This is a genomic window from Fructilactobacillus sp. X2R5C2 (assembly GCF_059901375.1).
In genome coordinates this window covers 178443-190746 of record NZ_JBWXUX010000004.1, presented here as the reverse complement: position 1 = coordinate 190746, position 12304 = coordinate 178443, and the positions used below count along the sequence as shown (strand labels likewise).

9 protein-coding genes are annotated in these 12304 nt (G+C 43.6%); 6 read left to right on the top strand and 3 right to left on the bottom strand.

The window, feature by feature from the left end:
- The first annotated feature begins 171 nt into the window (after positions 1-171).
- The 6 genes from AC6UD2_RS06395 to AC6UD2_RS06370 all read left to right on the top strand — a co-directional run bounded on the left by AC6UD2_RS06395 (position 172) and on the right by AC6UD2_RS06370 (position 8403).
- A complete protein-coding gene (locus AC6UD2_RS06395) occupies positions 172-1458 on the top strand; it encodes a cation:dicarboxylate symporter family transporter (protein WP_500698376.1) in 1287 nt (428 codons plus the stop codon).
- Positions 1459-1875: 417 nt separating this feature from the next.
- Positions 1876-3339: an APC family permease gene (locus AC6UD2_RS06390; protein WP_500698375.1), complete on the top strand. Its 1464-nt coding sequence runs from the start codon at positions 1876-1878 to the stop codon at positions 3337-3339.
- Between the two features lie 97 nt (positions 3340-3436).
- Complete coding sequence (locus AC6UD2_RS06385; RefSeq protein ID WP_500698374.1) at positions 3437-4663, top strand: argininosuccinate synthase; 1227 nt, start codon at positions 3437-3439, stop codon at positions 4661-4663.
- Entirely contained in the window at positions 4660-6036 is a 1377-nt protein-coding gene (argH, locus tag AC6UD2_RS06380) for an argininosuccinate lyase (protein WP_500698373.1), read from the top strand. The genes AC6UD2_RS06385 and argH overlap by 4 nt, the downstream gene beginning before the upstream one ends.
- A 143-nt stretch (positions 6037-6179) precedes the next feature.
- Positions 6180-7649, top strand: coding sequence for an ABC transporter substrate-binding protein/permease (locus AC6UD2_RS06375; protein WP_500698372.1), 1470 nt, complete (start codon positions 6180-6182; stop codon positions 7647-7649).
- Positions 7642-8403, top strand: coding sequence for an amino acid ABC transporter ATP-binding protein (locus AC6UD2_RS06370; RefSeq protein ID WP_500698371.1), 762 nt, complete (start codon positions 7642-7644; stop codon positions 8401-8403). The genes AC6UD2_RS06375 and AC6UD2_RS06370 overlap by 8 nt, the downstream gene beginning before the upstream one ends.
- A gap of 40 nt (positions 8404-8443) precedes the next feature.
- Here AC6UD2_RS06370 and AC6UD2_RS06365 read toward each other — a convergent pair whose 3' ends face one another.
- The 3 genes from AC6UD2_RS06365 to AC6UD2_RS06355 all read right to left on the bottom strand — a co-directional run bounded on the left by AC6UD2_RS06365 (position 8444) and on the right by AC6UD2_RS06355 (position 12221).
- Entirely contained in the window at positions 8444-9994 is a 1551-nt protein-coding gene (locus AC6UD2_RS06365) for a bifunctional metallophosphatase/5'-nucleotidase (RefSeq protein ID WP_500698370.1), read from the bottom strand.
- A gap of 1 nt (position 9995) precedes the next feature.
- Complete coding sequence (locus tag AC6UD2_RS06360; RefSeq protein ID WP_500698369.1) at positions 9996-11246, bottom strand: MFS transporter; 1251 nt, start codon at positions 11244-11246, stop codon at positions 9996-9998.
- A gap of 249 nt (positions 11247-11495) precedes the next feature.
- Positions 11496-12221 carry a sulfite exporter TauE/SafE family protein gene (locus tag AC6UD2_RS06355; RefSeq protein ID WP_500698368.1) on the bottom strand — a complete coding sequence of 242 codons (726 nt, stop codon included), beginning with the start codon at positions 12219-12221 and terminating at the stop codon, positions 11496-11498.
- Positions 12222-12304: the final 83 nt, after the last annotated feature.

Sequence of the window (12304 nt, the reverse complement as noted above, 5' to 3'; positions counted from 1 at the left end):
CGAACACAGAAGTTAAGCTTCAGCACGCCAAGAGTAGTTGGGGGATCGCCCCCTGCAAGGGTAGGACGTTGCCACGCAACCCAGAGTTTTTAACCATTTGGTTAGAAGCTCTTTTTTTGTGCCCAAAAGTGGGTGTATAATTACCAATAATTAAGCTAAGAGGTGGTTTACATGAAAAAGCAACGTTGGTATCGTTTTTCACTCGGTTGGCAAATCGTATTTGGATTATTTTTAGGAATATTCTTTGGGGTTATTTTTTATCAAAATAAGACTGCCATCAATGTGATGCAAAACGTTGGAACAATGTTCATTAGTTTGATTCAAATGATCGTTTTGCCCATTGTGGTCTCGTGTCTAACGGTCGGAATTGCAGGAATGGGTGACATCAAAAAGGTTGGTCGGATTGGAATTAAAACCCTGGTTTACTTTGAATTAATGACGACCGTAGCCATCATTCTGGGCCTTTTCGTCGCCAACATCACTCATCCAGGAACCTATATTAATGTGCATCAAATTCATGGATCAACTGACATTAGTCAATACATAGCGACTGCCAAACAGTCGAAAAACACCGGAATTTGGTCTATGATCATGAACCTGATTCCTACAAATATCTTCGCTTCACTTAGTAAGGGCGATATGATGCCCATTATCGTCTTTTCAGTTTTCTTTGGACTCGGAACGGCAGCAATTGGTGAAAAGGGACAGATCATCATTAACTTCATGAGTGCTGTCTCAGAAGTGATGTTTAAAATCACGAACTGGGTGATGCACCTGGCTCCCATTGGAGTGTGTGCCCTAATCGGAGTGACTCTAGCAGAACTTGGAATTAAAGCTTTACTACCGCTGGGTTACTTTGTGTTCTTGGTCTACTTAACCATGTTAATCTTTGTACTGGTAGTGATGGGAATTGTGGCACGACTGTGTCACTTTAAACTCTCCGATCTACTAGCGGTCATTAAAAATGAAATTGTCTTGGCGTTTTCAACTGCCAGTTCAGAGGCTGTCCTGCCAAAGATGATTCAAAAAATGGACCATTTTGGGGTCAGTCCTTCGATCGTTTCGTTCGTAATCCCGACTGGATACACCTTTAACCTTGATGGATCAGCCATTTATCAGTCACTAGCGGCCCTCTTTTTAGCGCAGGCTTACAATATTCACCTATCAATTGGACAACAAGTGACGTTACTGATTGTTCTGATGATTACCTCAAAAGGGATGGCGGGAGTTCCCGGAGCATCATTTGTGGTATTACTTGCCACCATTTCAACCATTGGAGTTCCAATGTCCGGTTTGACCTTTATTGCGGGAATTGATCGTTTCATTGACATGGGAAGAACGGCAGTTAATGTGGTGGGTAATTCACTTGCCACTGTGGTAGTTGGCAGCTCCGAACATGAATTTAACCGTAAACAAGCTGACAATTACGTTAAGCAAGTTAAAGCGAAAAAAGCATAAAAATAAAAGCTGAAATCAGATCTTATTCCGATTTCAGTTTTTATTTACTCATTGATTAAGAAATTGATAAAAAGTTATTGACAGAACTACTCATTTCAACTTACAATCAATAAAACTAATGAAAGGAAGTTTCAGCGATGACTACAACTGCATTTTACTTGATTAGCATTTTATTATTCGTCTTAGTCACATTAATCATCAAAAATTGTGTGGATAATAAGATGCTTTTCAGTCAGAGCTAACTTCTTCTTCGAGTCCTCACAGTTTTTCGTCAATAGCTGTGGGGGTTAATGATATTTGTCCTCCAGTTATTGAAACTGGGGGACTTTTTTATTTCAAAGGGAGTGATCAGTGGCAATTAAGGAAGCGTGCATTCATCTATCAACTAATACGTTGAAAATCGAAGGAGTTTGGGACATGAAAAATATTTGGAAAAAAATGAATGAAAAAGTTAATTTTCATTTTTATATGGCCAAAGATAAAAATTTGGAAAAAACGTTGACCGTTAAAGATTTCTTAGCACTGGGACTTGGAACGATTCTTTCGACCTCAATCTTCACGTTACCTGGAATTGTGGCCGCTAAGTATACTGGACCTGCCGTGGTGGTTCCCTTTATCTTAGCCGCTTTGGTCGCCGGACTGGTGGCCATGAACTACGCCGAAATGGCTTCTGTCCTACCGTTTGCGGGATCAGCCTATTCTTGGATCTCCGTTTTGTTTGGGAAGTTCTGGGGATGGATCGTTGGTTGGGCGCTCCTAGCCGAATATTTAATTGCCGTGGCCTTCGTGGCGGCCGGACTCTCGTCCAACGTTCAAGGTCTGATTTCTCCGCTAGGAATTGCATTACCGAAAGCTCTGGCGTCACCGCTTGGAACTAATGGTGGTGTGATTGATATTATTGCTGTGATCGTGGTGGCGCTCGTCACTTACATCCTGTTAAGAGGCGATCGTCAGACCACTAAAGTGTCTAATATCTTGGTGGTTTTGAAGTTATTGGCAATCGTTGCCTTTATTGTGGTGGGCGCAACGGCGATCAAAGCCCAAAACTACGTGCCGTTTTTCCCCAAGAGTCATCCGAATCCGGATGGAACCGTCTTTGGTGGCTGGCAAGGAATCTACGCTGGCATTTCAACGATTTTTCTTTCATACATTGGTTTTGACTCAATTGCTTCCAACTCCGCCGAAGCTAAGAATCCGCAAAAAACGATGCCACGAGGGATCATTGGTTCTTTGATAATTGCTACCATCTTCTTCGTTTGTGTCTCACTTGTGATGGTCGGAATGTTCAAATACACCATGTACGCGAATAATGCTGAACCAGTTGGCTGGGCTCTTAGAGAAAGCGGGCACACCATTATTGCGACAGTCGTTCAAGCTGTTGCCGTTTGTGGGATGCTGGTAGCTTTGATTGGAATGATGATGGCAGGATCCCGTTTGATCTACTCGTTTGGTCGTGACAAGATGCTGCCCAAAATGGTGGGAAAAGTAAATAAGAAAAAGATCCCAAGCAACGCACTGTGGATTATCACCATCATTGGAATTATTCTGGGAGCAATCTTCCCATTTACCTTCCTAGCTCAATTAATTTCAGCTGGGACTCTGATCGCCTTTATGGCTGTTTCACTTGCCATGTATCCACTGAGAAGACGGGAAGGGAAAACCTTGCCAAAAGCTTCATATCAAGAACCATTCTATCCAGTTTTGCCCATTCTCGGTTTTCTTGGTTCATTTGCCGTTTTCATGGGATTGGATGTCCAAGCTAAAATCTACTCGGCCGTTTGGTTCTTAATTGGGGTTATCATCTATTTTGTTTACGGGATGCGTCATGCCGATTCGAAGCTCCCGGATGATAGTGATCAGGAAATTGAAGAGAACCTTTAATTTCTCCTTATGTGATTTTTTTACCAAAGGTGGTTGAAAAATCAATATCGGTGGAGTACTCTTAGAGCAATCTTAAAAAGAAAAGGGTGAATTAGTAATGTCAGATAAAAAGAAGAAAGTTGTTCTAGCATATTCTGGTGGTCTTGATACCTCAGTTGCCATTGCCTGGTTAACTGATAAGGGATACGACGTTATCGCAACCTGCATTAACGTCGGTGAAAACAAGGATCCAGAATTCATTAAAAATAAAGCGCTAAAGGTGGGAGCTGTCCGCTCATACGTTATTGACGCTAAGGATGAATTTGCTGACGACTATGCTTCGGTCGACTTACAGGCGAACGCCATGTACGAAGGTGCTTACCCACTTGTTTCGGCCTTGTCACGTCCATTGATTGCCAAGAAATTGGTTGAAGTTGCCAAAGAAGAGGGCGCTGACGCAATTGCACACGGTTGTACCGGAAAGGGAAACGATCAAGTCCGATTTGAAGTTGCTATTCATGCCCTTGCTCCCGACTTAGACGTGTTAAGTCCAGTTCGTGACTGGCACTGGTCTAGAGAAGACGAGATTGCTTATGCTAAGGATCACAATATCGATATTCCAATCGATCTCAATTCTCCTTACTCAATTGACAGTAACATCTGGGGTCGTGCGAACGAAGCTGGAGTGTTGGAAGATCCATGGGTGAGTGCTCCCGAAGACGCGTATGATATGACCAAACCGGTTGAAGATACTCCTGATGAACCAACCGAATTAGAAATTACCTTTAAAAAGGGATTACCAGTTGCTTTAGACGGGAAACCAATGAAATTCTCTGAGATTATTCAGAAGCTCAACACCATTGCCGGTGAAAATGGGATTGGTCGAATTGACCACATTGAGAACCGATTAGTCGGAATCAAGTCCAGAGAAGTCTATGAGACTCCCGGAGCTGAGGTATTGATGAAAGCCCACAAAGAGTTAGAAGATCTAACCTTTGAAAGGGGTTTAGCTCACTTTAAACCATTGGTTGAAAATGAAATCAGTGAAGTCATTTACGATGGTCTTTGGTTCTCACCCCTGATGGAATCACTTCAAGCCTTCTTGAAGGATTCCCAAAAGAACGTCAGCGGTGTAGTCAGGGTCAAACTCTTTAAGGGTAACGTTACCGTGCTTGGCAGAAAGTCGCAGAATTCACTCTACGATAAGGATCTCGCTACTTACACCTCATCGGATTCATTTGATCAGGTAGCTTCCAAGGGCTTTATCAAGTTGTGGGGTCTGCCAACTAAGGTTAATTCTCAAGTGCAGATCAAGAACGCCAAACAAAAGGACCAGAGCAAATGAGCGATCGATTATGGGGCGGCCGTTTTACCGAACAGCCCGATGAGTCAGTTGACGATTTTGGTTCCTCCATTTCCTTTGACCAGTTAATGGCTGACGAGGATATTGAGGGATCCCTGGCACACGTTAAAATGCTGGAAAAGACCGGCATTCTTTCGGCTGGGGATGTGAAACAGATCGTGGCTGGTCTAGAGGGAATCCAAAAGGATCTCCATGCGGGGAAAGTTAAGTTTTCCAAAGAGAACGAAGATATTCACATGAATATTGAGAAGATTCTCACCGATCGCATTGGACCAGTTGCTGGAAAATTGCACACGGCTCGCTCGCGAAATGACCAGGTTGCTACTGATTTTCACCTGTACTTAAAGAGGCGCCTCCCAAAAATTATTGATGAAATTACGACCCTACAGAAGACACTGGTTAAGATGGCGGAGGAAAACGTTGAGACCATCATGCCAGGGTATACGCATCTTCAACATGCCCAACCCATCTCATACGGACACTATCTAATGGCCTATTATCAGATGCTTAAACGGGACAGGGAACGATTTGAGTTCAACGAAAAGCATACCGACATGTTGCCACTAGGGGCAGCTGCGTTAGCCGGAACCACTTTTCCAATTGACCGTCAGTATACTGCCAAAGAACTTGGTTTTGACGAGGTCTATGCGAATTCATTAGACGCCGTGTCCGATCGAGACTTTGCGTTGGAGTTTTTAAGTAACTGTTCCATCTTGATGATGCACCTGTCCCGTTTCTGTGAGGAAATTAGCATGTGGGTCAGTTATGAGTTTCAGTACCTCGAAATCAGTGACGAGTATTCGACGGGAAGTTCCATCATGCCCCAGAAAAAGAATCCTGACATGGCGGAGCTAATTCGTGGTAAGACGGGACGAGTCTACGGCGATTTAATGGGACTACTTGCAACCATGAAATCACTACCACTCGCCTACAATAAGGATTTACAGGAAGACAAAGAGGGTGTCTTCGATGCGGTGAAGACCGTGCTCCCCGCCTTGAAAGTCTTTAACGGGATGATTGCAACGCTGAAAGTCAATAAGGACAAGATGCGTGATAGTACCAGGCATGACTTGTCAAACGCCACTGAACTTGCTGATTACTTGGCAGCGAAGGGCATTCCGTTCAGGCAAGCTCACGGAATCGTTGGAAAGTTGGTCCTAAACTGTATTCAAACGCATCGGGATTTGCAGGACATGAGTCTGAAAGAGTTACAAAAAGCCTCACCTGTAATCCAAAATGATGTTTACAGGGAGTTAGACCCTGAAGTAGCCGTAAAGCGTCGCAACTCGGAAGGTGGAACTGGATTTAAGCAGGTTAGAGCGCAAATCGAGCGCGCTAAGCATGAATTAAAATAATTAATAAAAAAGACTGAGGTCGCATGGCTTCAGTCTTTTTTGCTTCTTTGTTACTAAATAAACTTAAATTAGATTTGCAATTAATTTCACAGGTGGTACACTTTGAAAAATTAATTAAGAAAACCTTAAGGAGATGAAGTTCAATGAGCAAGTCGAAGTTAAAGACAGTCATGCAGTTGTTGTTAGTCGTTGTCATAGTTGGAATGGGGAGTTTACTAGCACGACGACCAGCACATGCTGACGATCAATCATTGAACCGAGTCAAACAGTCAGGAACTTTGACGGTGGGAACGGCACCGGACTACCCACCGTTTGAGTTTCAGGTAAATAAGGGCGGCAATCAGGAGGATGTCGGGATGGATATCGACATTGCCAAACAAATTGCCAAGAACCTCCACGTTAAACTAAAGATTAAGAATATGAGTTTTGAATCGCTGCTTGTGGCCGTTCAGTCCGGTAAGATTGACATGGCCATTGGTGGCATTAATCCCACTCCCGAACGGAAGCAGAATGCTGATTTTTCCAAGATTTATTACAGTGGTGGTCAAGACTTCTTAATCAACAAGAATGATGCTGGTCAAATTAAAAATAAGAATAGTTTAAAGGGCAAGAAGGTCGGAACTCAGACCGGGACTTTGCAACAGAGTTTAGCTAAAAAAGACATCCCCAACGCCCACGTTGTTGGAATGGACAAAACACCCGATCTGGTTCTCGCCCTTAAGACCCATAAAGTAGCGGCTGTCGGAGTGGAAAAACCAGTCGCCCAGGCCTACGTCGCTAATGACCACGATTTAAAGGCCATTGATTCAGGATACAAGTTAAACAAAAATGACGTTGGGACCGCAATTGCATTTAAAAAAGGGAACACTTCCTTGGTCAACGCCGTTAATCAGAGTATCGATCAAATCAACAAAAAGAATTTAATCCCACAGTACCTTAAGGACGCCGGAAAGCACATGAAAGTTAACACCAATAATACCTCAATGTGGCACTACTGGAAGTACTTTGCCACTGGGGTTGGGTATACGTTAATCATCTCAGTTGTTTCCGTCTTCTTTGGGATTATCCTCGGAATTATCTTGGTTTTGATGCGACTCTCCAAGTACAAGTTCTTAAGTTGGCCCTCAATTGCGTACACGGAATTTGTCAGAGGAACCCCAATGATGGTACAAGTCCTGTTCGTTTATTTCGGACTGGGAGTTTTAGTTAACATTCCCGCATTGACCGCCGGAATCATTGCCGTCTCACTGAACAGTGGCGCGTACGTCAGTGAGATTATCAGAGGTGGGATTAACGCCGTTGACAAGGGACAATCGGAAGCTTCTAGAAGTCTGGGACTATCCAAGAAAGACATGATGGCCTCGGTCATCTTGCCTCAGGCTTTCAAGAACATCTGGCCCGCCCTTGGCAATGAATTTATTACCATCATCAAGGACAGTTCGATCGTTTCCATTATCGGAGTGACCGAAATCGTCTACGAACTAAACATCGTGCGTGCCGATACTTACAGAGGGGTAGCTCCAATCGCAGTCGCCATGATACTGTACTTCATCCTCTCGTTCTCGTTGTCTCGAGTACTAAACTACTTTGAAAGAAGGATGAACCATGACTAAGAATGATGAGCAAGCATTAATTCAGGTAAATGATTTAAAGAAAAGTTTCGGCGAAAATGAAGTTTTGAAGGGCATTAACGGAAACATTCAAACCGGGCAGGTGATCTGTGTGATTGGTCCATCTGGATCTGGAAAGAGTACCTTTCTTCGTTGCCTTAATATGCTAGAACAACCCACTAGTGGACAAATTATCTTCGATGGCAAAGACTTAACCAAATTCACCCATAAAGAAGTGGCCACGCTTGGTGAACGAATTGGGATGGTCTTCCAGAGTTTCAATCTTTTCCCTAACATGACGGTGTTAGATAACATGAAGCTTGCGCCTAAAAAAGTAAAGCACATGAGGGACCAAGAAGCTACTGAAGTTTCGCTTAAATTGTTGGACCGAGTGGGATTAAAAGAAAAGGCGAATGTCTATCCTTCCAGTCTTTCAGGTGGACAAGCCCAACGGGTGGCCATGGCACGAGCTCTGGCAATGAATCCGCAGGTAATGCTGTTTGATGAGCCAACGAGTGCGCTTGATCCCGAGATGGTTGGGGAAGTGCTTGAGGTAATGCAGGAATTAGCGAACGAGGGGATGACAATGGTCGTCGTTACCCATGAAATGGGGTTTGCTAAAAGGGTTGCTGACGAAGTCTGGTTCATGGCGGACGGTTACATTCAAGAGAAAAATACCCCTGACCAGTTGTTTGACCATCCAGAAAATGAGCGAACTAAGGAGTTTATCAATAAGATTATTAACGAAGACGAGTAGACACAAAAAGAGTTTCCAATTTTAACGTTGGAAACTCTTTTTATTTCGTAACCTTTAAATTGTGTGGCGTAGTGGCTTCATACGGATCGTGCTTTTTTAAGTACTTAACGATTAAGTCCGAGGCACTATCTGGGCTTTCGTTTACGACCTTCTTAGCACTGAACATATCGTAGTCGCCACCGCCAATGGCCCGGTAATTATTTAAGGCAATTCGAAGTTTTTGATCAGCAGTAACGGGTTTTCCATGGTAATTCAGTTTAACGACCCGTTTTCCAACTGGCTTTGAGACATCGAACTCGTAGTCAATGCCACTGTAGATATCATAGTTAAAAAGTTGCATCTTTGGTGCCACAAACTTTGGATCAATGATGATTTTGCCATCTTGCAGCTTAAAGAACGCCGCACATTTTTCGAGTGCTCGTTTCAACTCGGCACCAGTGATTGCCTCAGCCATGATAGTGTTGGGATAACTATAACCATTGATGATTTCGCGCATCGAGATGTCATGATGAAACCCCTTGATGTCATCGTTGAAGAGGGCAGTTCCAGCAATGTCGACTCCCATCGCGTCCATTTCCACCTTGTTGATGAAATCAATGTAGGGATGGTTGTTCGTCCGAACTTTCATCGGATCATTGATGATCATACTGGCCCCAGTGGCTTGTCCCATGGGTTGATCGAGCCAGTCCTGTACTTCGTCTTCAATCTGATTACTGGAAATTAAATCGAAGTCCGGTTGCGTATCTTTAGTTGATATGAGATGACTTGAACTATTAATAATCTGCTTCTGTTCATTTAAATCCAAATCAATCTCACCAACGTCACTGCCATGGACGCCGGGTTGAGTGAACGGTACTCCGTTAATTTTGGCTGCCAGCTGGCGGTGTTGGTGACCCGTGATTAGGCCATCGATTCCAGGTACTTCCGTGGCAATCCGGTACCCTTCATTTTCTGAGGTGTATTTTTCGGTTGGTTTGCCAGTCTGAGGATCGGCTTCGATGCCACCGTGATAAGCAACGATCACAACGTCAGCTTGTTTACGTAATTCGGGTACGAATTTTTTCGCGGTTGCTAAGGCCGATTGAAACGCAAGACCCTTAATGTTATCAGGCCGTTCCCATTTGGGGATGAAGGCAGTGGTCAGTCCTAAAATGGCAACTTTCAAGCCCTTCTTTTCAATGATTACATACGGTTGGTCGGCAATCTGATTATCAACTGCGCCCTCAATGTTGGCATTCACGATGGGGTAGTTGCGTTTGCTTTCCGCATTTTTGATGTAATCCTGACCATAGTTAAATTCATGGTTACCAAGCGTTGCAGCATCGTAGCCAACGTTAGCGGTGATTTCACTTAGAATTCCCTGCTTGGTCGCAGCTTGTTCCGATAAATAAGTCGAAAAGGGCGATCCCTGAATCCAGTCGCCGTTTTCGACGGCAATGACGATTTCGTCATCCCTTTCATCTTTTTTAGCGTTTTTAATGATGGAACCAGCTTGAAGCATCCCAAGAGAGGAATGGTTGTCACGCGTGGTGTAGTTCGTAGGGTACACGTATCCGTGAACGTCGCTGGTTGATAAGATTCGAACTTTCAAATTATTGTGCCACCTTTTCAGCATTTTCAGTTGTAGTTATGGGAGCTTTGTTTTCGTGTTTTAGTTCTTTGATTGATAGCATGATAACAAAACTAACGAGGTAAATCCCGCTTAAGAATAGGATAACAGCCATGAGGCTAAAGTGGTCCATTAAGAATCCGATTAAGACGGTGGAAAAACTGCCAACACTCTTGGCAATGCTCATGATGGTGTTGTTAGCAGTGGCTCTGATTTCGGTGGGGTAGAGTTTGCTGACGATGGTGCCGTAACCACTGTACATTCCGTCAGAACAGAAACCAACGATTCCACCACCGATCAGGAATTCTAACTTGTTCTGGGCGATGATCAGTAAGAAGACCGAGGCGGCAGCGGCTAAAAGCCAAATTCCGTAAGCCAATCGACTGCCAAGGTGATCTTGGACAATTCCGAAACACATGATTCCAAGTGACATCCCAATGATGGTGGCAATCATCCAAAGTGATGATCCGGCCACCGAGATGTGCATTCGTTCTTGGGCAATTGACGGTAACCAACTAATGAGACCGTTGTATCCAGCAATGTGAATCATGAACATAATCATGATTCTGATCGTTAGAAAGCATTCAGCTGGGGTAGCGAAGAGTTCGGTCCAGTGGCTGAAGTCACGATTAGGATCCTTTTCAATGGCGTCCCGGTTTTCGGTAAATTCTTTACTTTCTGGTAAATGAAATCTGATAAACCAGGCTAAAACGACGGGAATGATCCCGATGAAGAAGAGCACGTGCCAGCCAAAACGTGGCAGGATAAATGCTGATAATAGTGAAGCCACGATTGAACCAACTTGACCACAGACTCCTGCGGCAGCTGATAATCGACCAAGGTATTTTTTGGAGAAGGCTTCACTTAGCATGGTGATGGCGATCCCATATTCACCAGAGTTTCCCACTCCAATGATAATTCGAAAGAGGCACAGCATCCAGAAGGAATTGGTAAGTCCCATTCCGGCCGTTCCGATGGCGTAGATAATGATGGTCCAGCACAGGGTCTTGACACGACCGTAGCGATCAGCAAGGGCACCAAAGCCAATTCCACCAAAAATAGAACCGATGGCAGTAATGGCTGGAAGAAGGCCACCCTGAGCCTTTGAGATATGTAAAGTAATGATGATTGAAGCCAGTGCCAGCGACATGAACATCGCATCCATTCGCTCAAGGATGAATCCAATTCCGGTTGACCACGTAATTCGTCTTTGATACTTTGTCAATTTTGGCATAAAAAAATTGTCCTCCCATTAATTCTGCGAGGCCCAGATTCACCGCACAAAATAGCATGAGAACACAATCGTTCAATCATTTATGTATAACATGTTATGCTTGTGGCTTCTCTGAACCATTTAAAGCTTCATATTATAATTAATATTATCATAAACTTGATAAAATTCAATTCCATTTTGTTGTAATTTCTTGAATATTATGAAACAAGTTACCGTCATGACGGTATTGATCAACTTTAGGAAATTAATTTAAAAGAACGCTTGGTAACCTAAAATCAGCGCTACCACAATGGCAAAGATACTAACAACGTAACGCATGACTTTGGATGGAACGTATCTGACGATGATTGGTCCCAGATATCCACCAATAAAAAGTCCAATGGCGATTAAGGGAACAATGAGCCATTCGATTTTCATCGTAAAGATGAAGATAATGACAGTAACAATATGGGCACAGAGGGCGGAAACGTTTCTGACCGCGTTGTTTTCGGCGTATTCATAGTCGTTTGAGATTGACAGAACGGCGGTCATCAGAATCCCGGCTCCAGCTCCAAAGTAACCAACGTAGACCCCAACTAGCAGAGTAGCAATGGCTGAAATGATGAGAACAATCTTAGAAATTGATTTGTGGGTGTTATCTTTTTTGGGAATCATCATCAAGATTCCAGATAAGAGAATGACTACCGGAGTGATTTCCTTGAGACTTTTGGAGCTACTAAAGAGAAGAACGATTGCCCCAACGATGGCTCCGGCCGTGATTAAAGTGGAAAATTTGATGGTTTCGGGAACCACGCGTTTAAATTCTCGTCGTGACGAGAGAACGGCACTAAAGTCACTGAACAAGAGACCGACAGTAATGGTCACATTGGCAATGATTGGGGGAACGCCGACGTAAAGTAACGCCGGATACAAAGCCACGGTGGCCATCCCGACGATTCCGTTCATTATTCCACCCAAGATACTAGCTACCAACATAATGATAATAGAACTAATTGAAAAGATGATTTTTCACTTCTTTCCTTATTAATTAATTGATAGTTCTAGTATTCTTGGTTTCG

Excerpts from the sequence above, each read along its gene's own strand:
- AC6UD2_RS06395 (WP_500698376.1), top strand. The coding sequence starts at position 172 with ATGAAAAAGCAACGTTGGTATCGTTTTTCACTCGGTTGGCAAATCGTA.
- AC6UD2_RS06390 (WP_500698375.1), top strand. The coding sequence starts at position 1,876 with ATGAAAAATATTTGGAAAAAAATGAATGAAAAAGTTAATTTTCATTTT.
- AC6UD2_RS06385 (WP_500698374.1), top strand. The coding sequence starts at position 3,437 with ATGTCAGATAAAAAGAAGAAAGTTGTTCTAGCATATTCTGGTGGTCTT.
- argH (WP_500698373.1), top strand. The coding sequence starts at position 4,660 with ATGAGCGATCGATTATGGGGCGGCCGTTTTACCGAACAGCCCGATGAG.
- AC6UD2_RS06375 (WP_500698372.1), top strand. The coding sequence starts at position 6,180 with ATGAGCAAGTCGAAGTTAAAGACAGTCATGCAGTTGTTGTTAGTCGTT.
- AC6UD2_RS06370 (WP_500698371.1), top strand. The coding sequence starts at position 7,642 with ATGACTAAGAATGATGAGCAAGCATTAATTCAGGTAAATGATTTAAAG.
- AC6UD2_RS06360 (WP_500698369.1), bottom strand. The coding sequence starts at position 11,246 with ATGCCAAAATTGACAAAGTATCAAAGACGAATTACGTGGTCAACCGGA.
- AC6UD2_RS06355 (WP_500698368.1), bottom strand. The coding sequence starts at position 12,221 with ATGTTGGTAGCTAGTATCTTGGGTGGAATAATGAACGGAATCGTCGGG.